This window comes from Bradyrhizobium sp. (assembly GCF_030654605.1).
Lineage (GTDB): Bacteria > Pseudomonadota > Alphaproteobacteria > Rhizobiales > Xanthobacteraceae > Bradyrhizobium.
In genome coordinates, this window is the sequence record NZ_JAURXB010000158.1 from 22,118 (window position 1) to 47,864 (window position 25,747).

The 25,747-nt window shown below is 63.9% G+C and carries 22 protein-coding genes; 11 read left to right on the forward strand and 11 right to left on the reverse strand.

Features of this window, described 5'->3' with window-relative positions:
- Window positions 1-31: 31 nt before the first annotated feature.
- Complete coding sequence (locus Q7U29_RS15080; RefSeq protein ID WP_304742751.1) at window positions 32-1,981, forward strand: hypothetical protein; 1,950 nt, start codon at window positions 32-34, stop codon at window positions 1,979-1,981.
- A gap of 50 nt (window positions 1,982-2,031) precedes the next feature.
- Here the strand turns inward: Q7U29_RS15080 and Q7U29_RS15085 are convergent, their stop codons facing one another.
- Both Q7U29_RS15085 and Q7U29_RS15090 read right to left on the reverse strand, forming a co-directional pair.
- Window positions 2,032-2,829: an SDR family oxidoreductase gene (locus Q7U29_RS15085; RefSeq protein ID WP_304742753.1), complete on the reverse strand. Its 798-nt coding sequence runs from the start codon at window positions 2,827-2,829 to the stop codon at window positions 2,032-2,034.
- A gap of 28 nt (window positions 2,830-2,857) precedes the next feature.
- Entirely contained in the window at window positions 2,858-3,550 is a 693-nt protein-coding gene (locus tag Q7U29_RS15090) for a hemolysin III family protein (protein WP_304742754.1), read from the reverse strand.
- A gap of 180 nt (window positions 3,551-3,730) precedes the next feature.
- Here Q7U29_RS15090 and Q7U29_RS15095 point away from each other — a divergent pair, with 180 nt between their 5' ends.
- Window positions 3,731-5,200: a YcjX family protein gene (locus Q7U29_RS15095; RefSeq protein ID WP_304742756.1), complete on the forward strand. Its 1,470-nt coding sequence runs from the start codon at window positions 3,731-3,733 to the stop codon at window positions 5,198-5,200.
- A complete protein-coding gene (locus Q7U29_RS15100) occupies window positions 5,197-6,228 on the forward strand; it encodes a YcjF family protein (protein ID WP_304742758.1) in 1,032 nt (343 codons plus the stop codon). Before Q7U29_RS15095 ends, Q7U29_RS15100 begins: the two co-directional genes overlap by 4 nt.
- 31 nt (window positions 6,229-6,259) lie before the next feature.
- On the opposite strand, the gene Q7U29_RS15105 is transcribed toward Q7U29_RS15100, so the two are convergent.
- Window positions 6,260-7,765 carry a glycosyltransferase family 39 protein gene (locus Q7U29_RS15105; RefSeq protein WP_304742813.1) on the reverse strand — a complete coding sequence of 502 codons (1,506 nt, stop codon included), beginning with the start codon at window positions 7,763-7,765 and terminating at the stop codon, window positions 6,260-6,262.
- A 368-nt stretch (window positions 7,766-8,133) separates the two neighbouring features.
- On the opposite strand from Q7U29_RS15105, the gene Q7U29_RS15110 reads away from it, so the two are divergent.
- From Q7U29_RS15110 to Q7U29_RS15120, 3 genes are all read left to right on the forward strand, one after another.
- Complete coding sequence (locus Q7U29_RS15110; protein ID WP_304742760.1) at window positions 8,134-9,894, forward strand: adenylate/guanylate cyclase domain-containing protein; 1,761 nt, start codon at window positions 8,134-8,136, stop codon at window positions 9,892-9,894.
- 141 nt (window positions 9,895-10,035) lie between these two features.
- Window positions 10,036-10,275 (forward strand): hypothetical protein, encoded by a 240-nt coding sequence (locus Q7U29_RS15115; protein ID WP_304742762.1) that lies wholly within the window; start codon window positions 10,036-10,038, stop codon window positions 10,273-10,275.
- A 306-nt stretch (window positions 10,276-10,581) separates the two neighbouring features.
- On the forward strand, window positions 10,582-10,782 hold the full coding sequence (locus Q7U29_RS15120) for a cold-shock protein (protein WP_029584170.1): 201 nt from the start codon (window positions 10,582-10,584) through the stop codon (window positions 10,780-10,782).
- Between the two features lie 149 nt (window positions 10,783-10,931).
- Here Q7U29_RS15120 and Q7U29_RS15125 read toward each other — a convergent pair whose 3' ends face one another.
- Window positions 10,932-11,600, reverse strand: coding sequence for a hypothetical protein (locus tag Q7U29_RS15125; RefSeq protein WP_304742763.1), 669 nt, complete (start codon window positions 11,598-11,600; stop codon window positions 10,932-10,934).
- Between the two features lie 107 nt (window positions 11,601-11,707).
- Here Q7U29_RS15125 and putA point away from each other — a divergent pair, with 107 nt between their 5' ends.
- The 4 genes from putA (at window position 11,708) to Q7U29_RS15145 (ending at window position 17,141) form a co-directional block, all read left to right on the forward strand.
- Window positions 11,708-14,713 carry a bifunctional proline dehydrogenase/L-glutamate gamma-semialdehyde dehydrogenase PutA gene (gene putA / locus Q7U29_RS15130; protein WP_304742765.1) on the forward strand — a complete coding sequence of 1,002 codons (3,006 nt, stop codon included), beginning with the start codon at window positions 11,708-11,710 and terminating at the stop codon, window positions 14,711-14,713.
- Window positions 14,714-14,917: 204 nt separating this feature from the next.
- The gene (locus Q7U29_RS15135) at window positions 14,918-16,123 is read left to right on the forward strand and encodes a CaiB/BaiF CoA-transferase family protein (protein ID WP_304742767.1); all 1,206 of its coding nucleotides are present in this window, start codon (window positions 14,918-14,920) and stop codon (window positions 16,121-16,123) included.
- Window positions 16,124-16,129: 6 nt separating this feature from the next.
- Window positions 16,130-16,774: a glutathione S-transferase family protein gene (locus Q7U29_RS15140; protein WP_304742769.1), complete on the forward strand. Its 645-nt coding sequence runs from the start codon at window positions 16,130-16,132 to the stop codon at window positions 16,772-16,774.
- A gap of 157 nt (window positions 16,775-16,931) precedes the next feature.
- Complete coding sequence (locus tag Q7U29_RS15145) at window positions 16,932-17,141, forward strand: hypothetical protein (protein ID WP_304742771.1); 210 nt, start codon at window positions 16,932-16,934, stop codon at window positions 17,139-17,141.
- A gap of 406 nt (window positions 17,142-17,547) precedes the next feature.
- Here the strand turns inward: Q7U29_RS15145 and Q7U29_RS15150 are convergent, their stop codons facing one another.
- From Q7U29_RS15150 to Q7U29_RS15165, 4 genes are all read right to left on the reverse strand, one after another.
- A complete protein-coding gene (locus Q7U29_RS15150; protein WP_304742773.1) occupies window positions 17,548-17,733 on the reverse strand; it encodes a hypothetical protein in 186 nt (61 codons plus the stop codon).
- Window positions 17,734-17,946: 213 nt separating this feature from the next.
- Entirely contained in the window at window positions 17,947-18,816 is an 870-nt protein-coding gene (locus Q7U29_RS15155; protein WP_304742775.1) for a phosphate ABC transporter ATP-binding protein, read from the reverse strand.
- A gap of 851 nt (window positions 18,817-19,667) precedes the next feature.
- Window positions 19,668-21,239, reverse strand: a complete 1,572-nt coding sequence (locus Q7U29_RS15160) for a hypothetical protein (RefSeq protein WP_304742777.1) — start codon at window positions 21,237-21,239, stop codon at window positions 19,668-19,670.
- Between the two features lie 227 nt (window positions 21,240-21,466).
- Window positions 21,467-22,498, reverse strand: coding sequence for a hypothetical protein (locus tag Q7U29_RS15165; protein ID WP_304742779.1), 1,032 nt, complete (start codon window positions 22,496-22,498; stop codon window positions 21,467-21,469).
- 198 nt (window positions 22,499-22,696) lie between these two features.
- Between Q7U29_RS15165 and Q7U29_RS15170 the strand changes: the two genes are divergently transcribed.
- Window positions 22,697-23,308 carry a glutathione S-transferase family protein gene (locus tag Q7U29_RS15170; RefSeq protein ID WP_304742781.1) on the forward strand — a complete coding sequence of 204 codons (612 nt, stop codon included), beginning with the start codon at window positions 22,697-22,699 and terminating at the stop codon, window positions 23,306-23,308.
- Between the two features lie 217 nt (window positions 23,309-23,525).
- Here Q7U29_RS15170 and Q7U29_RS15175 read toward each other — a convergent pair whose 3' ends face one another.
- From Q7U29_RS15175 to Q7U29_RS15185, 3 genes are read right to left on the reverse strand one after another with little or no spacing between them, the layout of a single operon-like run.
- Window positions 23,526-24,023 (reverse strand): TPM domain-containing protein, encoded by a 498-nt coding sequence (locus Q7U29_RS15175; RefSeq protein ID WP_304742783.1) that lies wholly within the window; start codon window positions 24,021-24,023, stop codon window positions 23,526-23,528.
- Window positions 24,024-24,038: 15 nt separating this feature from the next.
- Window positions 24,039-24,896, reverse strand: a complete 858-nt coding sequence (locus Q7U29_RS15180; RefSeq protein WP_304742784.1) for a YgcG family protein — start codon at window positions 24,894-24,896, stop codon at window positions 24,039-24,041.
- A 49-nt stretch (window positions 24,897-24,945) separates the two neighbouring features.
- Entirely contained in the window at window positions 24,946-25,563 is a 618-nt protein-coding gene (locus tag Q7U29_RS15185; protein ID WP_304742786.1) for a LemA family protein, read from the reverse strand.
- Between the last annotated feature and the right edge of the window lie 184 nt (window positions 25,564-25,747).

Here is a 25,747-nt window from a genome sequence, read left to right on the forward strand (position 1 = left end):
CCAGCCAGGAGCCTCTTTGATGGAGCATGTCATGCTGCGCAGGATCATCGTCGGCGCAGCGCTGTCGATCGGCATGGCACTCGGTGTCCTTGGCGACGCCGGCTCGGCCTACGCGCAATCGGGACCGCTCTGCACCCGCTTTGAAGCCAGCTCCACCGAAGGCTGGGGTGCGTGCGCAGGCGCGCCGAACATCGTCATTACAACCACCGACGTCGGAAGCATCGGAGGCGCCGGGGATTACCATCTGCACCTGCGCGACACCTCGGGTGCATCGGCGGCCTGCTCCACCAACGAGAAATATCTCGGCGATTGGGTCAAGAAGATGGGTGGCTGCGGCCAGTTCTGCTTCGACTTCAAAGTCTTCGTATCCGGGAGCCCGCCCGGGCCGATCACGCCGAGCTTCTCGATCTGGAGCGGAGGGCTGCGGGCCGTCTTCGTCGCCAATTTCACGGTCACGTCAGCCGATCCGTGGCGACGGCAGATATGCGCGCCGATCCAATTGATTCAGAACGGCGAGAATTTGCCGGCCGGCGGTTCAGGAGGATGGCAGATCGCCCCGACTGGTGGCGGATACAACGCAAACTGGAACACCATCATCCAGAACGTCACCATGGTCATGCTTCCGGTCGACTTCACCAAAAGTCCGTCGGAGGAAGTCGGCTATGACAATATGTGCATGAACCCGGCCGCATGTCCGGAACAGCCGAAGCCTCCGGAAGTCACCGGCTGCCTCAAGGACATGAAGGTGGACGTGAAGTGCAATCCGGACGGCAGCTATACGGTGACGCTGAGCGGCGCGGGTTTCTCCGCAAGCGACATCACGCTGACCTCGCTGACACCAGGCGTCACCGTGGCACCGCCGCAGCAGCCGTGGGCTGCCACAACCACCTGGACGATATCCGGCGCAACGCCGGGTCAAGCCGTCGTGCTGGCAACCAACGAAACCAAGGTCGGCGGCGGCGGCGCGCCGGGGATCGATCAGTGCTGTTCCGGCGAAATCAAGCTCGTGATGCCGGAATGCAAGAAGCCGGACGACCAGAAAATCGATCTTGCGGTCGTCAAGACCGGGGGTACGAGTCCGGTTCCGCAGGTCAATGGCTATGCCTTCCACCTGGCGGTGACCAGCGTAGGTACGCCGTTCAGTGGCGCCAACGCGATCACCGTGACGGATGTCGTTCCCGCCGGCATGACATTCAACAGCGCGACGGGCACGAACTGGACTTGCGCGACCTTGCCGGCTGCCGCGGGGAGCACGATAACCTGCACCTATACCGGTGCCGGTCCAACCGCTCCCAACCAGTCGCTCGGCACCATCGACATCGTCGCAACCGCCATGGGCTCGGCGCCATTCCCGCCGTTCACGAATTGCGCGATGGTCGGACTCAAGCCCGGTTCGGGATTGAGCGACGGCAATCCGCCGAACGACAAATCCTGCGTGACGGTGACCAAGCCGCCGCCCGCCGACTGTCTGCCGCCGATGGTGCCCGGCGCCTTCCCCGGTCAGTGCATCTGCCCGCAAGGCACCGTGCTGAAGGGCAGGGAATGCGTGAAGCAGGAAGCCTGCGCGCTCCCGATGATTCCGGGCCCGGTTGCCGGCGTGTGCGTCTGTCCACAAGGGCTGGTGCAGCAGGGCAAGCGATGCGTGCCGGCGCTGCAATGCCGCGCGCCGCTCGTTCCGAATGCCGCCGGCACCGTCTGCGTCTGCAAGCCCGGGCTGGTGCCGAAGGGACGAACATGCGTGGAGCAGCCCACCTGCAAACCGCCGGCGAAACTCAATCGCCGCGGCGCCTGCGAATGCCCGACGGATATGGTGGCGAGAGGAAACAGCTGCGTCGAGCGCGAGCGCCCGAGACCGCAGGTTTCCCCCGGCGACTTCATCCGCACTATTCCCGGAGGCGGCCGTGACAACCCTCGCGGTCGTGACACCGACAGTCCGCGCGGCGGCGGTCAGGGTCCGGCTGATTTTCCGGGAAAGCGCTAGGGGTTTTCGGATCAATTGATGTGTGCCGCAGCGATGCGGCACACATCGCCTTACGACTTCCCGTAAGCTTCCCGCATCTTCGCCTGGATCTTCGCCATGCCCGCGATCCAGCGATCGTAATTTTCGGTCTTCTTGCGCATGTAGCCGAGCACCTGCGGGTGCGGCAGGATGACAAAGGTTTCCTGCCCGAGGCCGGCCAGCACGTCCAGCGCGACCTGTTCCGGCGTCAGATCGCCGTCACCGGATTGCGGACCTTTCGGGATCGACCGCAGCATATTGGTGTCGACGCCCTGCGGGCACAGGATCGACACCTTGATGCCGTCGGCCTTGTGCGAGATGGCGAGGTTTTCCGCGAACCCCACGGCCGCATGTTTGGTCGTGGAATAGGCCGGGCTGCCGACCTGGGACAAAAGCCCCGCGGCGGAAATCGTGTTGAGGAAATAGCCGCCACCGCGCGCCTTCATGCGCGGGATCAGGTGCCGCGCCGCATAGACATGCGCCATGACGTGAATCGCCCAGCTTCGCGCCCACGGCTCGTCCGAGCTGCCGCCCGCATTGACCGACATCGGGTCGAAACCGCCGCCGATTCCGGCGTTGGAGCAGAACAGCGCGATCGGTCCAAACTTCTGCTCGGTCTCCTCGATGAGGCGGCGGATGTCCTGCTCCTGCCCGACATCGCATTTGAACGCCGCGCCGCCGACCGAGGCCGCGACGGCCTCTGCATTGGCCAGATCGAGATCGGCGACCACGACCTTGGCAGCCCCCGCGCGGTGGAAGGCTTCGCACAGCGCGCGGCCGATGCCGTTGGCGCCTCCGGTGACAACCACGACCTTACCCGCCACCTGCATCGCCACGCTCCGATTAGTTGTTGAAAGTTCAGGTCAAGACCAGATCGAGCACAGCGGTGTAATGGCAGGCCGCGCCGAGCAGAACGAAACAATGCCAGATCGCGTTCTGGAAACGCAGCCGCTGCCAGGCATGAAAGATGACGCCGAAACTATAGAACGCGCCGCCGAGCGCGATGAACCACAGGGCCATCGTCGGCAACGACGCCACCACGGTGTCCCAGACCATGAAGCCGCTCCAGCCCATCGCCAGGTAAAGGCCGACGGAGAGCCGGTCGAAGCGGCCCGGCAGCACCAGCTTGATCACGATCCCGGCAATCGCCACGCACCAGACGCCGATCAGCAGCGCGACGGCGAAGATGTTGTCCTTCAGCTGCAGGAAGATCGGCGTGTAGGTCGCCGCGATCAGCAGATAGATCGCCGAATGATCGAAGCGGCGCAGCACCCATTTGGCGCGCGAGACCGGCCACAGATTGTAGGTCGCCGACAGCACCAGCATGGCCAGCAGCCCGGCGGCGTAGATCGACACCGCGGCTACTTCGAAACCCGTGGCATAGACCGCCGCCAGCACGATCAGCACGATGGCCGCGACCAGGCCGCAGAACACGCCGATGCCGTGCACCACGCCGTCGGCGATCAGTTCGGCCCGGTCGTAGTTCCAGAGCATGGCGCCGGCCGCATGAACGGAGGTCGAGGCGAGTTGTTTCAGTCTGAAGATGGTCATGACGGCCCGGCAGGCTTCGATAGCGAAGCGTTAAGACATACCTCCGGGGAGGTCAACGAAGGGGCCTTCTCCACCCGGATCGCGTCTTTAGTATGAAACTTGATTTTGCCCCGCCAATCGCCACTTTTCGGATAGCTTTCCCGCCAATAGCCTCCGCCAAACCGAGTTGTCCCCTCCCGCATGGCCCCCAGTTTTCAAGATATCGTCGAGGAAGCGCGGCTGTCGGCGCGGGCCCTGATGGACTATGGCGACCAGTTTTTCAATCCGACGGTCCGGCTTGGGGTCACCGGGCTGTCGCGCGCCGGCAAGACCGTGTTCATCACGGCGTTGATTCACGGCCTCACCCGCGGCGGCCGCTTTCCGATCTTCGAGCCGTTCGCCACCGGGCGGATCGCCCGCGCCAGGCTGGAGCCGCAGCCCGACGATGCGGTGCCGCGCTTTGCCTATGAAAATCATGTGCGCACCCTGATCGAGGAGCGGCACTGGCCGAATTCGACGGTCGATATCAGCGAGCTCCGGCTGGTGATCGACTACCAGCGCCAGAACGGCGCGGACCGCACCCTGACGCTGGATATCGTCGACTATCCCGGCGAATGGCTGCTCGACCTGCCGCTGCTCAACAAGGGTTTCGAGCAATGGTCGGCCGAGAGCCTCGCGCTGTCGCGCGAGCCGCTGCGCGCCAGTCTCGCGGCGCCATGGCACGCTCATCTAGGCACACTAGTCGCGGAAGCCCCGGCTGACGAACAGGCCGCGCTGACGGCAGCCCGGTTATTCACCGACTATTTGCGCGCCTGCCGCGACGAACGATTCGCCATGAGCCTGCTGCCGCCCGGCCGCTTCCTGATGCCCGGCAATCTCGCGGATACCCCGGCGCTGACCTTTGCACCGCTCGACGTGCCGATCGACGGCACGGCGCCCGAGGGTTCGCTGTGGGCGATGATGGTACGGCGCTACGAGGCCTACAAGGACGTGGTGGTCCGCCCGTTCTTCCGCGATCACTTCTCGCGGCTCGATCGCCAGATCGTGCTGGTCGATGCGCTCTCGGCATTCAATGCCGGGCCGGAAGCGCTGGTCGACCTCGAAGCCGCACTGGCGGGAATCCTGGATTGCTTCAGGATCGGGCGCAGCACGTTCCTGAGCACCCTGTTCCGGCCGCGGATCGACCGCATTTTGTTTGCCGCGACCAAGGCCGATCATCTGCACCATTCCAGCCATGATCGCCTCGAGGCCGTGCTGCGGCGTATCGTCGGCAGGGCGGCCGCACGGGCCGAGGACACTGGCGCCGAGATCGACGTCGTGGCGCTGGCCGCGGTCCGCGCCACCCGTGAGGCACAGGTCGCGCGCGGCCGCGACAAGCTACCCTCGATCCTGGGGACGCCCGCCGCCGGCGAGATGGCGAACGGCGAGGCCTTCGACGGCAATACCGAGGTCGCGACCTTTCCGGGCGACCTGCCGGCCGATCCGGAAGAGCTGTTCAAGGGAGAGGCCGCGTTTCGCGGCCTCTCCAGCGCCTCGGCCGAGAAGAGCGATTTCCGGTTCCTGCGCTTCCGCCCGCCCTTGCTCGAACGCGACGGCAGCGACGCGCCCGCGCTGCCTCATATCCGCCTTGACCGCGCCCTCCAGTTCCTGATCGGAGACAGACTGCAATGAGCGAGCGCCCTCCTCACCGGCGGCCGGCGACCTTCAAGCTCGACGACCCCGGCGTCATCGTGATGGACCCGGACGATTCGAGCCGCCCGTCGAAGGGCACGATTCACGTCAGGCCTGAAGCCGATGCCGCGCTGCTGCCGGTCCTGGTCGAGGCGCCGCTCATCCCCGTGCAACGCGGCTTCCGCTGGGGCACGATGTTCTGGAGCGCGCTGGGTGGGTTGGTCACGCTCGGCCTCGGCCTTGGCGTCACCCGCCTGATCGAGGACCTGTTCGCTCGCAGCGAGAGTTTTGGCTATATTGGACTGGCTTTTGCGGCCGTCGCTGCAGTGGCACTCGTTGTCATTGTCACCCGCGAGGCGTTGGGTCTGGCACGGCTTGCGACCATCGAAAAACTGCACCTGCGCGCCAGCGCCGTACTCGCCAGCGACGATCGCACCGAGAGCCGCGCCGTCGTGCGGGATCTGCTCGGCCTCGCGCACCAGAACCCGCATCTGGCGCGGGCGCGCGCCGCATTGCAGGGCCATGCCGACGACATCATCGACGGCGCCGACATGATTCGCCTCGCCGAGCGCGAATTGATGACGCCGCTCGATCAGGAAGCGCGCCGGCTGGTCTCGCAGGCGGCGCAGCGCGTCTCGGTCGTCACCGCCGTCAGCCCGCGCGCCGTGATCGACGTGTTGTTCGTGTTCGTGGCGGCGTTGCGGCTGATCCGGCAGCTGGCGCGGCTCTATGGCGCGCGGCCGGGCGCGCTCGGCATGTTCAGGCTGATGCGCCAGGTCATCGCCCACCTCGCCATCACCGGCGGCATGGCGGTGGGCGACAGCCTGATCCAGCAGGTGCTCGGCCATGGCATCGCGGCAAAGCTGTCGCAGCGGCTCGGCGAAGGCGTCCTGAACGGGCTGCTCACCGCGCGGCTCGGGCTTGCCGCAATCGACCTCACCCGCCCATTGCCGTTCAACGCCCTGCCGCGCCCTGCCCTCGCTGACCTCGCCAGGGACCTGCTGCGCAAGCGCGACGGCGAGGAGTGACTGCGTTTTGACAAGGGCTGTCGGCGAGCTCTTATCCCTTCCCCCGCGCTTGCGGTGGGGAGGGATGAAACGCCAGCGTGCGCGGACGATAGAGCGGCGAATCCTTCTGCGGCGAGAGCTCCGGTGTCCAGCCGGTCAGTTTTTCCAGCGCATAGGTATCCATCACAATTCCGCGCCAGCTGCGCTCGACCCGTTCGAGCGGCTGCCTGATCGCGGTGATCGACCTCCACACCGGGCTGATATGGTCGGGCTCGCGCCCGACATAGAGGCCGGTGCGGCCCCGGATCGCATCCATGCCGGGATCGCGAAAACCTTCGAACCTGCCGCGCTCGTTGATCTGGATGACCGGCACGCGATCGCCAAAGAACCAGCGCAGCATGGCGTAGGTGCGATAATCCGTTGTGGCGATCCAGCTCGCGCCGGTCGCTTGCAGCTGGGCCTCCGCCCGCGCCACCACCTGCTGATAGCCGGCCTCGCCGCCGATCGGATCGGCGCGGCCGATAAAATTCCAGGGAGCGACGACGTAATAGAGAAAAACCGCAACGACGAAGACGATCCCGGAAGCGACCGCGATCCTGGCCCAACGTATCGTCGATTGTATGATCCATGCCGGCCACCCTTCGCGCGACAGCATCGCGATGTTGATGGCCGTGGCGGCGAATCCGGCCGGCCAGATGAACATCGGCCAGGTATCGCCGACCCTCAAGGACAGCGATTTCCAGAAGAAATAGCCGAAGGGAACGATTACGGCGGTCGACAGCAGAATGGCCACCGCGTCGCCGCGGCGGTAGCCTCGCCACGCCGTCAGCGCCACGCCCGACAGAACCACCGGCAGCAGGATGAAGCCGACCAGCCCGAACTGCAGTCCGATATAGTCGCCGACGGTACGAAGCGACAATTCATGCGTCGCGGTGGCGCGCACCAGCTGGAAGCGGAACGACGCCCAGTCGTGCTGCGAATTCCAGATCAGGACCGGCAGGAACACGACGACCGCGATCAGCGCCGCTGCCCACGGGTACGGACTGGCCAGCCAGCGGCCACGCCACTTCGGCACCAGCATGAAGGCTGCGACCGCCGGAAGCAGCATGATCGCGGTGAATTTCGACAGCAGCGCCAACCCGGCGAAGGCGCCGGCGGCCAGCCACCAGCGCGCGTCGTCGCTCTCGTGAAGCCGCACCAGCGCCCACACCATCGCGACCGCAAACGGGATCAGCGCCACGTCGGGCGAGACTTTTGCCATCAGCAGCCCGTAGTACAGCGCTGCCTCCGGCATCAGCACCGCAATCGCGACCGCGCGGACATCATGCGTCACGCGCCGCACGATATCGGCGAGCAATAGTTGCGTGACCAGCATCGCCACGATGCCGGCAAACCTTACGCCCAGATTGGTGTCGCCGAAGATTGCGGTACCGAACCGGATGAACCAGGCGATCATCGGCGGATGATCGAGGAAGGAGAGCGCGCTCTCCTTCGACCAGGTCCAGTAATAGGCCTCGTCGGTGCGCAGATCGATCGCGCCGGCGTAGATCATCCGCATGGCGGTCAGCGCCGCGATCAGGGCGGCGACCGCGAGCCATTGCCGCGAGGCCAAATGGTCCGGGTGCGCGCTGGTTCTGTCGGGCGGGATAATCGTCACCGGTGCTTTCTTCCCGACTCCGCCGGGGGTGTCAACGTCATCCCCAACCGTCGTCCCGGCGAATGCCGGGCCCCATAGCCACCGGCATTTCCAGCCTGAAAAGATATCTGCTGGGGTGCCCAAGGACGCCGGGCGCCGCGATGAGCGCAGATGCGCTCACGCCTGGGGTCCGTGCTTTCGCCGGGACGACGTGTAGAGAGGACGTGTAGAGAGATGGTCCCCGGCGCAATTTATCATTACAGTCGGCCATCATGGATTCTATAGCCCGCATGGCCCGACTTTCCCAGGAACAGCTGACCAGGCTGTTCCGCGGCATCGGCGTTCGTCAAATCCGGCTCGTCAGCGGGATGATCCTGTTCGCCTATGTGCTCAGCCATTTCCTCAATCATGCGCTCGGCAATTTCTCTCTGGACGCGATGGCGGATGGGGTGCAGCTGCATACCGGGTTCTGGCAATTTCTCCCCGTGGCAATCGTGTTCTACACCGCGTGTCTCGTGCATGCCGCGCTTGGCGTCTGGGCGCTGTATCAGCGCCGGCAATTTCGCTGGAAGGCGATGGAGCTGCTGCAGCTCCTCCTCGGCCTGACGATTCCGATACTGGTCATGACCCATGTGCTGGGCGTCCGGCTTGCGCTGACGCTTCATGGTCACGAAATCCTCTACCCGCAGGTGCTGTTCGCCTACTTCGTTTCATGGCCCGCATGGCGCATATGGGGCCTGGTTGCCGCCATCCTGGCGTCGTGGATCCATGGCTGCATCGGACTGCACCTCTGGCTGCGGATGAAGCCGTTCTACAAGCGCGTGGCCCCGCTCCTGCTTGCGGTGGCCGTGTTGCTGCCCGCGCTCGCCATCCTCGGGGTCTATCAGGGCGGGCGGAGCGTCGTTGACAATGACAGCGTCGAATGGCGGGCCGAAAACCTTTCTCCAAGCAAGCTCGGCACACGCGAGCAGAAGGCCACGATCGACCGCGCGGTCGACTACGCGCTTGTCTTCTATCTCGGGCTCATCGCACTCGCGTTGCTGGCAAGGGGCGCACGCACACTGTATGAGCGGCGCGGCGGTATGATCAACCTGTCCTATGGCAATGGCCGTACGGTGCGGGTGCCGAAGGGATTGACCGTGCTGGAAGCGAGCCTGCGCAGCAACGTGCCGCATGCATCGGTCTGCGGCGGCCGCGCCCGCTGCTCGACCTGCCGGATCCGCGTGATCGGCGATCACGCCGCCCTGCCCGAGCCTTCGCAGCGCGAAGCGTTCGTGCTGCACCGGGTCGGCGCGAACGATCCCTCGATTCGCCTCGCCTGCCAGTTGCGGCCGGCCACAGACCTCACTTTCTTCCAGCTCTTCCTGCCGCACGCGGTGTCCGCCGATGGGCACGCCGCCAATCCTTCCCGCATCGGCGAGGAACGCTATCTCGTCAGCCTGTTCGTCGACATGCGCGGCTCGACCAAGCTCGCGGAGAAGCGGCTGCCGTTCGACACCGTCTTCATCGTCAACCGTTTCCTCGGCGCGGTGTCGCAGGCCGTGCTCGAATGCGGCGGCCAGCCCAACCAGTTCGTCGGTGACGGACAGCTGGCGTTGTTCGGGCTCGACTCGGACCCGCAAACCGCCTGCCGTCAGGCGCTGCGAGCCGCCGGCATGATATCGACCAATATCGACGAATTGAATCAATTCCTCAGCCATGATTTGCGCGAGCCGATCCGCTTCGGCGTCGGCATTCACGGCGGCGAGGTGATCATCGGCGATATCGGTTATCGCGATCACATGGTGTTCACCGCGCTCGGCGACGCCGTCAATGTCGCAGCACGTCTGCAGGACATGACCAAGAACCTCGCCTGCGAAGTTGTGGTGTCGGAAGAAGTTCGCATCACCGCCGGCCTTGCAGAAGACAGTTTGCCGCCACAGGAAGTCACGATCCGCGGGCGCGCCGAGACGATGATCGTTCGCTCCGTCGAGCACGCCAGCGCGTTGCCCGCGCTGGTTAATGATTTGAACCCCGTCGCCGTGCAATTGCCGCACGACGTCGCTGTGTGATGTTTTTCACACCTGAATAATCATTCAGGAAATTGTCGCCGAACCACAGGCTGTTTTCTCGAACCGCGCTCCTGAGGGGCGCGACTGATGTGCGATGAGACAATCAACCCCGCGCTACGGCGCACATCAAGGAGAACGACCATGCTTCGCAAATTGACTCTCGCACTTGTTGCCTCGGCTTCCCTCGGCGCGGCGGCGCTGGCTCCCACCGCGGCCTCGGCCAGCCCATACTGGCATCCGCATCATCATCACCACCACCACGGCCTTGGCCTTGGCTTCGTGATCGGCGGCGGCTATGGCGGCGATGGCTGCTACCAGACCCGCCGCGTGTGGACCCCGTACGGCTTTCGCTTTCGCGTCGTGAACGTCTGCGCATGGTAATCGGAACTTCGGTTTCGATCCGGAACCCCGGTCGCCTCCAGCGGCCGGGGTTTCTGCTTTGGCGGGTTTCAGCGCAACGCCGTCAGGCCGGTAGGATTTGAAACGCTCGGCATCTCTCCGGATCAAATGATCGCCAAAATCGGCAAAAAACGCCAATGCGCCACGATATCGATCGTTTTCCGCCGAAATCGAGCTGTCCTTTGCGCTATCAAGCTTGCGTTATCCGGCGTATCCTGTGTTTTCGGGCAGGCCGGTGTGCGGGGACCGGCGGCTCGTTAATTGTTTTGATCCCGCGGAGACGACGTGATGGCTAAAGGTACTGTGAAGTGGTTCAACGCGACCAAGGGTTTTGGTTTCATCCAGCCTTCGAGTGGCGGCAAGGACGTTTTCGTTCATATTTCGGCGGTCGAGAAAGCTGGCCTTTCCTCGCTCAACGAAGGACAGACGGTCGAATACGAAGAGGTTGCCAATCGCGGCAAGACCTCGGCCGAGAACCTCAAGGTTTAAGGCTGGGCGCGCGGTCCGCAACAGCGCACTCTCGGATCTGATCCGGGAGTGGGACTTCCAAGAACATCTCAAAAAAACAGAGTGCAATGGGCAGGAGCGGCGGCGCTCTTGCGCGCAATGAACCGGCGCAGAACGCGCTGGTTTGATCCTCAATCTTCCTTTACCCATTTTTGAACCGTCATGACATCCGGTGGCTGCGCGTAGCCGCGCGTCCACATGTCCACGACCCATTCGACCCTGGTGGCGCGCTCGAGCAGCACCGCGGTGTTGTGCGGCGTCTGCAGCACCAGCGCATTGCCCCGGTAATGCGGGTCGCCCACCCCGTGAAATTTCAGCAGGCCCCATTGCTGCAGCACCAGCAGCAGGCTGGTGGTGTTGCGGGTGGTATCCCAGCAATCGTAATTATACCCGTCGTCGCGGTGGCGGAAATCCGCCTTGGCGACGCGCCTGCTGGTGCCGATGACCGGCCCCATGCGGCGATCGAACCAGATCACCGCCTTCTGCACCGCCGCCCGTTCCGCCGCGGCCGAGGCGCGGCCCGCCGCCATGATCGCCGTCAGCGCGTTGCGGTCGCCCGGCGTGAAATCCAGAATCGCGCGGCGGCGGCACACAAAGCCGTAGCAGACCGTCATGGATCTCGCGGTCGGGGGAAAGATCGACACCGTGCTGTAGAGTTCGGCGACCGGTGCGCTGAGTTCGGCAGCGAGCGCCGGCAGCGGAGCAGCAATCGCTGAGCCTGCCAGAAGCGCAGCAAAGCCGCAAAACCACAGGGTTCTGCTCCGCCCCCCAGATCGTTGCCGCCTGCCCGTCAGTGCCATCGGCCGCCACAACTCAAACCGATAAATCGCGTGGAACCTATCGCACCGGTTTCGCGGTGCCAAGCTCGGCGGCATGATAGAAGATGCGGGCTCCCCAAGGGTACGTCATGGCATCCGAATCACGACTTTTCCCGCGCTTCGAAGCGCCTTATGCCGCCGACGACGGCGCCATCGCGGCCCGGCTTCTCGCCACCGCGGGACTGCGCGCGGAACAGGACGCCCGGATCGACCGCACCGCAACGCGCCTGATCGGCGCCATCAGAACCCATGACGACCGGCTCGGCGGCGTCGAGGACATGCTGCGCGAATTCGCGCTCTCCACCAGGGAGGGCCTGGCGCTGATGGTGCTGGCGGAAGCCCTGCTGCGCGTGCCGGACGCCCGCACGGCCGACCAGTTCATCGAGGACAAGCTCGGCCAGGGCGATTTCCTCCATCACGAAACCAGGTCCAGCGCCTTCCTCGTCAATGCCTCCGCCTGGGCGCTCGGGATGTCGGCGCGCGTGATCCAGCCCGGCGAAACCCCGCAGGGCACCATCGGCCGGCTGACAAAGCGTCTCGGCGTGCCCGCGGTGCGCGCCGCCACACGGCAGGCGATGCGGCTGATGGGCAGCCATTTTGTTCTGGGCGAGACCATCGAGGCAGCCCTCGAGCGGGCGGATTCGGCTGACGCCACCCGCTATTCCTTCGACATGCTCGGCGAAGGCGCGCGCACCGCTGCCGACGCCGAGCGCTATTTCAATTCCTATGCCAGCGCGATCGAGGCGATCGGCCGCGCCGCGGATGACCGGCCCCTGCCCGGGCGGCCGGGCATCTCCGTCAAACTCTCGGCGCTGCATCCGCGCTTCGAAGCGGTGAGCCGGCAGCGGGTGATGGGCGAACTGGTGCCGCGGCTGATCGAGCTGGCGCGCCGCGCCAGCAACCATGACCTGAATTTCACCGTCGACGCCGAGGAAGCCGACCGGCTCGAATTGTCGCTGGAGGTGATCGCGGCGGTGTTCAGCGACGCATCGTTCAAGGGCTGGGACGGATTCGGCCTGGCGATCCAGGCCTATCAGAAGCGCGCGGAGGCCGTGATCTTCTACAGCGACGAACTGGCAGGCGCGCTGAACCGGCGGATGATGCTGCGTCTGGTGAAGGGCGCCTACTGGGACACCGAGATCAAGCGCGCGCAGGAACGCGGCCTCGACGACTATCCGGTGTTTACCCGCAAGGCGATGACCGACCTGAACTACGTCGCCTGCGCGCACCAGCTGCTGGCGCTGCGGCGGCGCATTTTTCCGCAATTCGCCACCCATAATGCGCTGACGGTCGCAACCGTGCTCGAGCTTGCGGATGGGACACGCGGATTCGAGTTTCAGCGCCTGCATGGCATGGGCGAGGCGCTGTACGCGCAGTTGAGCGAGGATCGTCCCGACATTGGCTGTCGTACCTACGCCCCGGTCGGCAGCCACCGCGATCTGCTGGCCTATCTGGTGCGGCGCCTGCTGGAGAACGGCGCCAATTCCTCGTTCGTGGCGGTTGCCGCCGACGATACCGTGCCGGTGGCCACGCTGCTGCGACGCCCGGCCGATATCGTCGGCGCTGCCGCCAACGCGCGGCATCCGAACATTCGCCTGCCAGCCGACCTCTATCAGCCGCAACGCCAGAATTCTCATGGCATCGAATTCGGCGATCGTGCGGCGCTGGGTGAGCTGGTTTCAGCGATCGCCGCAGAGACCACGCCGACGGCGGGAAGCATCGCCGATGCGACGCCTGAAGACGCCAATGCGGCGATATCGGCGGCGCGTGACGGGTTCAAGGCCTGGAGCCGGATGCCGGCGCAGCGGCGCGCGACCATTCTCGAACACGCCGCCGACGCGCTGGAGCAGCGGCGCGCGCATTTCATCGCGCTGCTGCAACGCGAGGGCGGCAAGACCCTCGACGATGCACTGTCCGAGGTGCGCGAGGCCGTCGATTTCTGCCGCTACTATGCCGCGGAAGGCCGCAAGCTGTTTGGCGAAAGCGCGCCGCTGCCCGGGCCGACCGGCGAGAGCAATGTGCTGCAGCTGCGTGGCCGCGGCGTCTTCATCGCGATCTCGCCATGGAATTTTCCGCTGGCGATCTTTCTGGGACAGGTTTCGGCGGCGCTGATGGCCGGCAATGCGGTGGTGGCAAAACCGGCTGAACAGACGCAGCTGATCGCGGCGGCGGCCGTGCGATTGCTGCATCAGGCCGGCGTCCTCGCCTCGGCGCTGCGGCTGGTACCCGGCGACGGCAGCATCGGCGCAGCCCTGGTCGCGCATGCCGATGTCGCCGGCGTGGTCTTCACCGGCTCGACCGAGGTGGCGCGGTCGATCAACCGGACGCTGGCCGCCAGCGACGGCCCGATCGTTCCGCTGATCGCGGAGACCGGCGGCATCAACGCCATGATCGTGGACGCCACCGCGCTGCCCGAACAGGTTGCCGACGACGTCGTGACCTCGGCGTTCCGCTCGGCCGGCCAGCGCTGCTCGGCGCTGCGCCTGCTGTTCATACAGGACGATGTCGCCGACCGCATGATCGAGATGATCGCGGGCGCCGCCCGCGAACTCCGGATCGGCGATCCCTGCGACCTTTCCACCCATGTCGGGCCGGTGATCGACGCCGAAGCGAAGCAGCGGCTGGACACGCATATCGCGCGCATGAAGAAAGAGGCGCGCGTGCATTTCGCGGGAAATGCTCCCGACGGCAATTACGTTGCGCCGCATATTTTCGAACTCGCGAGCGCGGATCAATTGACCGAGGAGATATTCGGGCCGGTCCTGCACGTGGTGCGCTATCCCGCGGACCGACTCGATCGCGTGCTGCAGTCGATCGAATGCTCCGGCTACGGGCTGACGCTGGGCATTCACTCTCGCATCGACGATACGGTCGAGGCCGTGATCGAGCAGCTCTCCGTCGGCAACATCTACGTCAACCGCAACATGATCGGCGCCGTGGTCGGGGTGCAGCCGTTCGGCGGCCACGGCCTGTCCGGCACCGGCCCCAAGGCCGGCGGGCCGCATTATCTGGCCCGATTCGCGACCGAACAGACCGTGACGATCAATACGGCGGCGGCGGGTGGCAATGCCGCGCTGCTGTCGGAGCAAGAATAGGGCGCCGTCATTGCGAGGAGCGAAGCGACGAAGCAATCCACTCTTATTTGTATCTGCCGCGCCATGGATTGCTTCGCTTCGCTCGCAATGACGTTGAAACTTTCGTTGCATCATCGACCCAAGATGGGTCAAATGCCCGCTGGTTCTCACGCATAATTCCAGCACACGGACAAAACCAACAAGAATCACGGGAGCGGCGGCACTATGGAAAAAGGCATTTTTGACGGCCTCAAGGTTCTGGACTGCGCGAGTTTCATCGCGGCGCCTGCGGCTGCCACCGTGCTGTCGGATTTCGGCGCCGACGTGATCAAGATCGAGCCGCCGGGCCTCGGCGATCCCTACCGGAACCTGCCGAACCTGCCGGGATATCCCGCCAGCCAGCACAATTATTCGTGGATGCTGGAGGCCCGCAACAAGAAGAGCCTGGCGCTCGACCTCTCCAGGCCGGAAGGCCAAGCGGTGCTGCATCGCCTGGTGACCGAGGCCGACGTCTTCATCACCAATTTCCCGCCGGCAGTGCGCGAGCGCCTTGCATTGACCTTCGCTCAGTTGGCTCCGCTCAACGAGCGCCTGATCTATGCCTCGTTCACCGGCTACGGCGAAAAGGGCGAGGAAGCCAACAAGCCCGGCTTCGACAGCAACGCCTATTGGGCCCGCTCCGGCCTGATGGACTTGGTGCGCGCCGACGAGAACACCACGCCGGCCCGCTCGATCGCCGGGATGGGCGACCACCCCTGCGCGATGGCGTTTTACGGTGCGATCGTCACCGCGCTGTACAAGCGCGAGCGCACCGGCAAGGGCTCACATGTCTCCTCCAACCTGATGGCCAACGGCATCTGGGCCGCCTCGGTGCTGGCGCAGGCCAAGCTGTGCGGCGCCAAATTCCAGGAGCGACGGACGCGCGAGCATGCGCTGAACGCCGTCACCAACCATTACAAGTGCAAGGATGGACGCTGGATCATCCTGTCGCTGCTCAACGAGGAGAAGCAGTGGCCGGCGCTGGCGCGCTGCATCGGCCGCGAGGATCTCGTCACCGATGAGCGCTTCGCCACCAAGGCCGGACGCCATGCACGGTCGATCGAGCTGATCAGGATTTTCGATGAGACCTTTGCCGCCAAACCCCTCGCCGAATGGCGCCAGATCCTCGACGGCAACGGCCTGGTGTTCGGCGTGGTCGGCATCCTCGACGACATTCCCAACGACAAGCAGATGCTGGTGAACGAGGTGCTGGTGCCGTTCGAGAACGACACCATGCTGACCATCAACAGCCCGATCTGGGTCGACGGCGCCAAGAAAGTCCGGCCGCGCAAGCCGCCCGGGATCGGCGAGCACAGCGACGAGATCTTGCGCAACGCGGGCTATGACGAAGCAGCGATCCAGAAGCTGCGGGCGTCCGGCGCGGTGGCGTGATCGCCGATGCCCGCCTATCGCCTGCATTATTTTCCGGAATCCGGAAACAGCTACAAGCTGGCGCTGATGCTCACGCTGTGCGGCCAGAGTTTCGAGCCGATCTGGACCGATTTCGGCGGCGGCGTCACGCGCACGCCGGAGTGGCGGCGCGACGTCAATCCGATGGGCGAGATTCCGGTGCTGGAAGTCGACGGCGAGCGGCTGACCCAGACCGCGCCGCTGCTGCTGCAACTCGCCGAACAATATGGCCGGTTCGGCGCCGCGACCGAGGACGAGAAATTCGAACTGCTGCGCTGGCTGTTCTGGGACAATCACAAACTCACCGGCTACATGGCGAGCTACCGGTTCATGCGGACCTTCACGCCATCGGCCGATCCGCAGGTTCTTAAATATTTCCGCAAGCGGCTCGACGATTTCCTCGGCATCCTCGAGACCCATCTGCAGCACAACGACTTCGCCATCGGCAAGCGCGTCACCGTGGCCGATTTTTCCATGATGGCCTATCTGCACTATCCCGCCGATGAGACCGGATATGATTTCGCGGCGAGCCACCCCGCCATAAAAGCCTGGCTCGATCGTATCGCAGACCTGCCGGGCTGGCGCTCGGCGTATGATCTGCTGCCCGGCAAGCGCCTGCCGCATTACGCGTGAGGGCTACTCGTTCTGCGGCAGCATCCAGCCGATGGCGGCGAGCCGGGCGTTTGATTCCGGTCAAATCCGGCAGGCGCAAACTGGACTACAGTTGATGAGCCCTGTTACTTCGCGGTGCAGTTTGCCTGAACAATGTTCGAGAGCAAAGGAAGACGGAATGTCGAGCAACCAGAGCGGAAAGAAGCCGGCACACAGCGATACCGACGCGCCAGTTGATCAAGATGCCACACAGGAACGGGACGGCCTTGAAGCGGTCAAGCCGAATCTGACAGGAATGATCGGTATGCACATCGATCAGCCTCAAGAGGATGCAACAACCGGCTCACCAGGTGCCGATCTCGATCGCGATCTGGCCGAGGAAAAATAGCGCCGACCATCGTGCGGTCGCAGCCCACGTGATACGCGATGGTGCATCGCGTGAGTACCGACGAGCCATCAACGGCACAGTTCCGCCAGATGCTGCCGGGGTCAGGCGGGGGGAATAGCCGGAGATGGCGGGACTGGAACGTGAAGATACTTCTGTTCCGGTGGCAATACGAGTCGAAAAACGATTGCCTTCGGTTCCCGCCAGGATGCCAGGGTCGCGCCGCAACCAATACATTCAACGCTGCCTGGCCTTCCGCTCACCGTCGTGGCCTCGGCCATTTCGTATGAAGCCTTGCAGGATGTGCATATCAGGTTCGATATTTTCATGAGGATATTCTGCTCAACTTCGGGGACGGCGCATTGAGCCAAATCAATGCGATCGTACAGCCCAATATGACAGCAAGCGCCTATGGCGGATTGCCCTGCAACGCTCCGGCCAAATCAGCCGCCGTGGCGAGCTCCTGAACCAGGAACTCCAGCACGACGGTTTGTCCGCCATAGGCTTCCGCCTTTTGCGGATCGACATAGATTTCGACCCATCTTACGGCGTCACTTATTCTCTCCCGATAGTTGCCATCATCGAAGACGTTCAACAGCCCGCACACCTCGGGCACTATTTCGGCGTCACTGTGAGCGACCAGCCTGCTCGTAAGGTATCTTATTTGTTCTTCTATGGTCATGTTTCGCGCCGTTATCTCACTCGGTACGCCATAGTCAATGAACGGTGCCTGCGCTCATTGTTGCATGAAGTATGTTGCAGTTCCGTGTCACTGTTCTTCCCTGCATGCCGGACAAAGCGGCATCCATCAGCCAAACCGGCCGGTGATGAACCGCTGCGTGCGCGGATCGCCTGGCGTCACGAAAATCTGGCGCACGGTACCGAATTCACCCATTTCGCCCAGATACATGAAGCCCGCATAATCTGAAACCCGCGCGGCTTGCTGAAGGTTGTGAGTTACGATGATGATCGTGTGGTCGTTCTTGAGCTCATCAATTGTCTGCTCGATTTTTGCCGAAGAAATCGGATCGATGGAAGCGCAAGGCTCGTCGAGAAGAAGGACTTCTGGCCGGATTGCGATCGCGCGGGCAATGCTGAGGCGCTGCTGCTGACCGCCTGACAGCTCCAATCCACTTTTCAAGAGGCTATCCTTCACCTCATCCCAAAGCGCCACGCGCCGCAATGCAACTTCAACTTCGGTATCCATTTGCGCCCTGGCAAGACCTCGATTGAGCCCAATGCCAAAGGCGATGTTGTCGTAGATGGACATCGGAAACGGCGTTGGCTTCTGAAAGACCATGCCAATTCGGGTTCGCAGGATGGCCAGGTCCTGATTCCCGGACAGAATGTCCTCGCCATCCAACAATACTTCGCCGTCAGCGTGCTGACCGGGATAGAGGCTGTAGATGCGATTGAAGACACGCAGCAGGGTCGACTTGCCGCAACCGGAGGGGCCGATGAATGCGGTCACCCGGTTGGCATAGATCGGCACCGACACGTCCTTGAGTGCGTGATTGCCGTCCTGATAGTAGAAATTGAGGTGTCGAACGGAGATTTTCTCTTTGACACGTTCATGGTCCGGCTTTGACCGGATGACTTTGGCTAGTTGATCGAATGCCCCAGCGGAAGGTGCGGCGGTGCGGATTTTCCCAGAAGCCTCGCTTACGGACATCGTCATGCTCAACTCGTTAAGAAGATCATTTTTAGAATAGAACCGATCGAGCTATTGGCGCTTTGATCAAGCTCAATGGATCCGATTGGAAACACCAGCCAGCGCCGGCATCCCGTCACGAAACAGTCATTCCATTGTCATCCAGAAATTTTCAACGGCTCTTGACGAAGCACATGCCGATCCGCGAGGCCTTGTCGGCGGCCTCGCAGGCGAGGCCCGCGGCGCAGGTCCAGACGGTGAGGCCGGCCCCGGATTGCGGATGATTTCAAACAGCGAAGTCGTCGTTGCGGGAGTTTGATTGAAATTTAAAAAACAGCAAATACGCTTTCGCGATCTCGCGGCGCCATGCGCCCGAGCTTTGCCATCAGATCTCCTTGCCCTCCAGTCAGAGGGCGCGGGGAGGCCGGGCGCCCGATGCGCCCGATAGCCGCGTGTGCAATGGGTAGTGGTAGAAGGCACACGCGTTAGTCAGGTCACACCGGAATCACCCGGCACTCCCCGCGCAATGGTTTACGGCTTATACGTGATCTCCTCGGCGAGCCCTGCGCTTTTGCCACCGTCATCCGCAGCACCTCGAGCTGCGAACTTGACACCAGCCTTTGGGGTGTCAGGACCACACGATTTCGCCGTCCGTTTCAGACGCTCTGGTCGGGAGCGCCATCCACGTCCACCGCATCCCCGTCCCGCATCGGTGACCTTGCGCAACGCCCCTCTGAATGGGACGGGATGGCTATCGATATAGCCCGGTTTTTATTTCTGTAAAACAGAAATATTTTTTCGCGAGAGGCTTGACATCGTTTCCGATAACCAGAAGTGATTTGCCCGTCGGGTCGCCACGCAACCGGCTTCGACTGAAATCAGCGGCTCTTGACGAAACACATGCCGATCCGCGAGGTCTTGCCGGCGGCCTCGCAGGCGAGTCCCGCGGCGCAGGTCCAGTCACGAAAACTCGGGTCGTTGTCGGCGGCCTTCGCGCTTGGCTGGTAGCAATGCGCGCCCCAGCCGTCATAGTGGCCGGTGCCCTTGAGTTCCGCCAAAAATTCCGACCTGGTGCGCAATTGCGGACGCTCGGAAAATCCGCGCGAATAATCCGGGCTGCTGCCCCATTTCATCGAGGCAAGAATATCGCGGCGCCGGATCTGGTCGCCGAAGAAATGCGGCGACGCCGGAACGACGGTCGAATTGGACGGCCTGGCCGCCATCCAGTCCACCCCCGGGAAATGGAAACCGCCGATACCGCGCGTCTGATGACAGCCCGAACAGGTGACATCGTTCAGCCGGCGCCTGAAGCCGGCGACCGAGCGGATGTTGGCGGGCGTCACGCCGACGTCGGCGGCCTTCCTGAGTGCAGTCACGATGTCGCTCTCGCTGAACACGGGGTTCGCACCCTCGCCCTGCACCAGGCCGAATTCCGGCTGCAGTCCGGAGGGATCGAAACCGACCGGCGTCGCGGCGATCGCCGCTCTCGCCAGGAACCGCTCGGGGATCAGGACCGTGCCGCGATCGAATTCATTGAGATGCCTGGGATCGAGCAGCCAGGCCTTGAAGTCGCGTCCAAGATCAGCGTCCGCCAGAATTCGCTCGCGATCGATCTGGTTTTCCATCGGCGCTTCCTCGAACGCGCGCGCCCTGGAATCGAAGCGAAACACCTTCAAGAGATAATCGGTGCGAAATTCGCGTACCGCCGATTTCGGCACATGCACGATCTGCAGGTTGGTTTCGATACGATCGATGTTTTCAGGCCGGATCAGGTCGAGCGGGCCGTCCGGCGCGAGCAGCCGGGCTGCGAGATCGGCACCGGCGAGCGTCGATTCGCCGGCATCGAGCCAACGCCGGGCGATCCCGGCGCAAGTGATCCCGGCGCCCCTGGCGTCGGTCATGCCGCCACCCCTCGCCTTCAGCACGACATTCAGCGTCATCGGCAGACGCCGCGGCGCGCCGTCCTCGCCGGCTGGCCGCGTCCGCGTCAGACGGTAGATCAACCTGACTTCGCCGCAGCTCTCCGGCGAGGCAAAGGCGCGGTCCATCCGGTTGACGATGCCGGCCAGCACGAAGCGCGCGTCGTCCGAATACAACACGGCGCGATCGAACAATTGAAAGTCATGCCCGGTTCCGACGCCGATGGTCTCGTTCGGCACACCGGCCTTGTGCCTGACGACGTACCGTTCGAACTCGGCATCGAGTGCCGCGCGAACCATCGCCATCGACGGCAGGGTGAACAGCTGGCCGCTGGTCAGGGGAATATCGACGGATCTCTCCGGCGCCATGACCCGCGCCACGGCAAACCGGCCGCGATCGAGTTCGCGCAACGCCAGGGGATCGGTGATCGCCGCACCACGCTCCAGCGCCGGGCCTTCAGCGGCGCGCGCGGGTATGGCGCCGCACAGCAAAACAAGGATGGTGAAAATAAATGGCAACGCGCGGTCCATATCCTGACAAACACCGCACCGGAGCCCTCATTCCAGGCATTCTGCGGGTAAGGTCTAGTGGTCAGGAAATTACCGAAGGGCGGAATTGCTGTCCATCCTTCGAGACGCCGCGCAAGGGCGCGGCTCCTCAGCATGAGGTTGAACGTGTTGAAACACAACAACCTCATGCTGAGGAGCGAGCGGCGCGAGCGTCTCGAAGCATGGGCAGCAAGCGCCTTGCCAAATCCCTAGCGCGCCACCACCAGGCCCTTGCTGGTCACGACCACCCAGCGGCCGTCCTGCTTGCGGATGGCGTCGACGCGGCCGAGGCCCGGGACGGGATCGCCGGCATAGACTTCATAGATTCCCTGGCGTCCCTCGATCAGCGCACCGCCATGGGCGACCTCGCGCAGCACCCAGCCCTCGACCGTCGGCAGCCGCGCCATTTCGGGTTTTGGTGCAGGCAGTGGAACCGGTGCGGTGACCGCCGCCGTTGCCGGAGGCGAGATCGAACCGGTGACATCCTTCGCCGCCGCAGCAGCAGCCGCGACCGGCACGGGCGCTGCCTGTGCGGCCTTGAGCTTCTCGACGGCTTCGCTCAGCCTGGCGAGTTTGGCGGCGGGCTCGGCTTGCGCCTTCTCGATCTTGTCGAGACGGTCGCTGGCCTTGTTGTCCCTGACGATACCGACCTTGGAGGTTTGCTCGACGCTGGCCTTCAGCGCCAGGATGTCGGCGTCGATCCGGGCCACGGAGGCTTCGAGAACGAGATTGTTCGATGTGGCCGAGGCTCCGCCGGCAAAATGCATCACGCCCGCGGTCGCCAGGGCGCCGCCGAGCGCGCCCGTTATCGCCGCCAGCGCCACCACGGCCGCCAGCGCGGACAACCGCCGCTTGCCGAACATGCCCTGCGCCTGCTCGGATTCCACGTCCGGCTCGACACCCTGGTGGTCCCAGCCGCGGTCGCCGGACGACATGATCAGGATCTTGCCCGGCGCGCGCGGCGCGTCGGCCCTGGCGGCATCGGCCGCTTCAGCTTTGGGGGCGTCAACCCTGGGAGCGTCAACCTTGGTTGCGTCCGCCTTGATTGCGTCCTTGGGAGCATCCTTGGGAGCGTCGCCCTGTGCAGGGGCCAGATCGGGAGATTCGACCTCGGCCACGGTTTTCGGGGCTTCCTGTGCCGACACCGGCTGGCTTGCCGCGCCGGATGAGTTGGAAACGGCCGGCCCGGCGCTGACGGATCCGGATTCGCTGCTGGTCGGCTCGGCCTGCTGTTCGCTCACGTTCGAATTCTCCAGTAAAGGTTCACCATTTGGTAACTTTCATTCGTTGCGAAATCGTTACCCGGCGGAGCCCTTACCAAAATTTTAGCAACTCGCTCCGGCCGGTTCTTGACGCCGCTCGCGGATACCGGCCGGTTTGACAAATGCCCCGGCGGCCTGCTCAAAAGCGGTAACAAGGCCGCAATGGGGGAAACAACTATGAAACTCTACGACTCGATCGGACCGAACCCGCACATCGTCCGCATGTTCATGGCGGAAAAGGGCATCGACATACCCCGGCAGACCGTCGACCTGCGCAAGGGTGAAAATCGCGAAGCCGAGCATCTGAAGCGCAACCCGCACGGCCAGATGCCGACGCTCGAGCTCGACGACGGCAGCTATCTGTCGGAGATCACCGCGATCTGCGAATACCTCGAAGAGAAGCATCCCGCGCCCGCGCTGATCGGCTCGACGCCGGAAGAGCGCGCCGAGTGCCGGATGTGGACCCGCCGCGTCGACCTCAACATTTGCGAGCCGCTCGCCAACGGCTATCGTTTCGGCGAGGCGCTGAAATTTTTCGAGAAGCGGATTCCCGTCGTGCCGGAAGCCTCCCCCGGCCTCAAGATGATCGCGCAAGACCGCCTGAAATGGCTCGACGGGCAGATCGCCGGCAAGGACTATTTGTGCGGCAAGCGTTTTACCCTCGCCGACATCCTGCTCTACGGCTGGCTCAACTTCGGCAACCAGGTCGGCCAGCCGCTCGATACCACCAACGCCAACATCGCGGCATGGTTCGCGCGGGTCGGTGAACGGCCTTCGGCGAAGGCGTAGGCGTAGGACTTCTGGCTTTGGGAATGACGTGCATCTCTCGCACCGAATCCGCTGTCATCGCCCGGCGCAGACCGGGCGACCCAGTATTCCAGAGACGGCAGCACAAGCACCGAGAAGCCGCGGCGTACTGGATCGCCCGGTCTGCGCCGGGCGACGACAGTGTTGGTTGTGTTGATCACCGTCCGTTCGCTCGCAATGACGTTGAGAGAGCGAATATCTACATCACCACCGGCGCATCCGGCAGTTCGTTCTTGCCGCCACCCTGTCTCGGAAAATGCGCAGCCAGCAGCCGCGACACCGCGTCGATGCCCCTGATCGCGCCGCGCGCGAAATCCCCCGCCCGGAACTCGGTCTCCATCGCCTTGCAGATTTCTTCCCAGCCGGCGGCGCCGACTTTTGCGTCGATGCCGCGGTCGGCGACGATCTCGACGTCGCGGTCGGCCAGCAGCAGGTAGATCAGCACGCCGTTATTGTCGGCGGTGTCCCAGATCCGCAGTTGCGAGAACACATCCAGCGCGCGCTCGCGCGCCGGCTGGTCGCGGAACAGCGGCGCGCCGTCGAGCGCGCCTTCCACCACGAAGCGGAGCTGGCCGGAATGCGTCGCCTCGCCCGCCTTGATGGCGCGTTCGATCACCGCCATCACGTCAGGCGGAAAAATCCGCCGGACCCGCCAGCGATGGGCGATGAGATGCCTGCCGATGCGTTTGATGCCCATTACCGGCTCCAGATTCTACCAGCTTCCAGACGCGCCGCCGCCGCCGAAACTGCCGCCACCGCCGCTGCTGCTCGAACTGCCCGAACTGCTGCCCCCCGACCAGGAGCCAGCGCCGCCGCCTCGTCCGCCACCGGTCGAGACCATGTCGCTGAACATGGCGAAGATGAAGGCGGCGATCCCGACAATGACCGAGGCGACAATGGAGCCGACGAACAGCCATGCCACGAATCCGATAAGGCCGCCGGTCGCAACCGAGCCGACCAGACGACCCAGCGTGGTCCGCAGCAGACCGCTGATGAGGAATGCCGCGACGAGGACAAAGGGATTGAAGGGATCGATATAGTTCTCGAGACCCGTGCCACGCCAGTGCTCCGGCTCCGGCGCCGGCAGCTTTTCGCCGTCGATCACCCGGATCATGCGGTCGACGCCCGCGGAAATGCCGCCGGCGAAATCGCCGGACTTGAATTTCGGGGTGATGTCTTCGTCGATGATGCGCCTGGCGGTGGCGTCGGTGAGCGCGCCCTCGAGGCCGTAGCCGACCTCGATGCGAAGCCGCCGGTCGTTCTTGGCGACGACCAGCAGCGCGCCGTCGTCGATTTTCTTGCGGCCGATCTTCCAGGCCTCCGCGACCCGGATCGAGAACTGCTCGATGGATTCCTGATCGGTGGTCGGCACGATCAGGACCGCGATCTGGCTACCCTTGCGTGTCTGCAGATCCTTCAGCGTCTGCGTCAGTGCGGCGACGTCGCCGCTGGACAACGTCCCGGTCTGATCGACCACGCGTCCCGACAGCGGCGGCACCGCGACGTCGGCCGCGGCTGCGCAGGAAAAGCACAGCAGCAGCGCAAGGAAGGCGGCTCTTGCAGCGTTCATCGCAGGCAGGCCCTTGATGGTCGCATCACCTGTCAGGTTACTTGGCAGGTTACTTGGCAGGTGCCGCCGGCGCCGGCGCCGGATTGAAATCCACCTTCGGCGCGGTCGAGATCGCCTTCTCGTTCTCGACGGTGAAGTTCGGCTTCTCCTTGTAGCCGAACACCATCGCGGTCAGATTGTTCGGGAAGGTGCGGATGCCGACATTGTACTCCTGCACCGCCTTGATGTAGCGGTTGCGCGCCACCGCGATGCGGTTCTCGGTGCCTTCGAGCTGCGACATCAGGTCCTTGAACAGCGCGTCGGATTTGAGCTGCGGGTAGTTCTCGGTCACGACCAGCAGTCGCGACAGCGCGCTGGAGAGTTCACCCTGGGCTGCGGTGAATTTCTGGAACGCGGCGGGGTCGTTGAGCACCTCGGGCGTGGCCTGGATGCTGCCGACCTTGGCGCGGGCGTTGGTGACGCCGAGCAGCACGTCCTTTTCCTGCTGCGCGAAGCCTTTCACCGAATTGACCAGATTGGGCACGAGGTCGGCGCGGCGCTGATACTGGTTGACGACCTCCGACCAGCCGGCCTTGACCTGCTCGTCGGTGGTCTGGATCGCATTATAGCCGCAATTGGTGAGGCTCAGCGTCGCCAGTGCCGCCAGCACGGTCCATAATCTGCGCATCGTAATTTCTCCAGTTGGAATTTTCCGCAGGGTAGCAGAATCTCTCATGTTCACACAGTCATTCCGGGGCGCGCGCCGGCGCGAACCCGGAATCTCGAGATTCCGGGTTCGATGCTTTGCATCGCCCCGGAATGACCGGAACGGCGAGATGCCCCTTGCCTATCATTTGCCTAAACAGGCAACA

Excerpts from the sequence above, each read along its gene's own strand:
- Q7U29_RS15080 (WP_304742751.1), top strand. The coding sequence starts at position 32 with ATGCTGCGCAGGATCATCGTCGGCGCAGCGCTGTCGATCGGCATGGCA.
- Q7U29_RS15085 (WP_304742753.1), bottom strand. The coding sequence starts at position 2,829 with ATGCAGGTGGCGGGTAAGGTCGTGGTTGTCACCGGAGGCGCCAACGGC.
- Q7U29_RS15090 (WP_304742754.1), bottom strand. The coding sequence starts at position 3,550 with ATGACCATCTTCAGACTGAAACAACTCGCCTCGACCTCCGTTCATGCG.
- Q7U29_RS15095 (WP_304742756.1), top strand. The coding sequence starts at position 3,731 with ATGGCCCCCAGTTTTCAAGATATCGTCGAGGAAGCGCGGCTGTCGGCG.
- Q7U29_RS15100 (WP_304742758.1), top strand. The coding sequence starts at position 5,197 with ATGAGCGAGCGCCCTCCTCACCGGCGGCCGGCGACCTTCAAGCTCGAC.
- Q7U29_RS15105 (WP_304742813.1), bottom strand. The coding sequence starts at position 7,765 with ATGCGGATGATCTACGCCGGCGCGATCGATCTGCGCACCGACGAGGCC.
- Q7U29_RS15110 (WP_304742760.1), top strand. The coding sequence starts at position 8,134 with ATGGCCCGACTTTCCCAGGAACAGCTGACCAGGCTGTTCCGCGGCATC.
- Q7U29_RS15115 (WP_304742762.1), top strand. The coding sequence starts at position 10,036 with ATGCTTCGCAAATTGACTCTCGCACTTGTTGCCTCGGCTTCCCTCGGC.
- Q7U29_RS15120 (WP_029584170.1), top strand. The coding sequence starts at position 10,582 with ATGGCTAAAGGTACTGTGAAGTGGTTCAACGCGACCAAGGGTTTTGGT.
- Q7U29_RS15125 (WP_304742763.1), bottom strand. The coding sequence starts at position 11,600 with ATGGCACTGACGGGCAGGCGGCAACGATCTGGGGGGCGGAGCAGAACC.
- putA (WP_304742765.1), top strand. The coding sequence starts at position 11,708 with ATGGCATCCGAATCACGACTTTTCCCGCGCTTCGAAGCGCCTTATGCC.
- Q7U29_RS15135 (WP_304742767.1), top strand. The coding sequence starts at position 14,918 with ATGGAAAAAGGCATTTTTGACGGCCTCAAGGTTCTGGACTGCGCGAGT.
- Q7U29_RS15140 (WP_304742769.1), top strand. The coding sequence starts at position 16,130 with ATGCCCGCCTATCGCCTGCATTATTTTCCGGAATCCGGAAACAGCTAC.
- Q7U29_RS15145 (WP_304742771.1), top strand. The coding sequence starts at position 16,932 with ATGTCGAGCAACCAGAGCGGAAAGAAGCCGGCACACAGCGATACCGAC.
- Q7U29_RS15155 (WP_304742775.1), bottom strand. The coding sequence starts at position 18,816 with ATGACGATGTCCGTAAGCGAGGCTTCTGGGAAAATCCGCACCGCCGCA.
- Q7U29_RS15160 (WP_304742777.1), bottom strand. The coding sequence starts at position 21,239 with ATGGACCGCGCGTTGCCATTTATTTTCACCATCCTTGTTTTGCTGTGC.
- Q7U29_RS15170 (WP_304742781.1), top strand. The coding sequence starts at position 22,697 with ATGAAACTCTACGACTCGATCGGACCGAACCCGCACATCGTCCGCATG.
- Q7U29_RS15175 (WP_304742783.1), bottom strand. The coding sequence starts at position 24,023 with ATGGGCATCAAACGCATCGGCAGGCATCTCATCGCCCATCGCTGGCGG.
- Q7U29_RS15180 (WP_304742784.1), bottom strand. The coding sequence starts at position 24,896 with ATGAACGCTGCAAGAGCCGCCTTCCTTGCGCTGCTGCTGTGCTTTTCC.
- Q7U29_RS15185 (WP_304742786.1), bottom strand. The coding sequence starts at position 25,563 with ATGCGCAGATTATGGACCGTGCTGGCGGCACTGGCGACGCTGAGCCTC.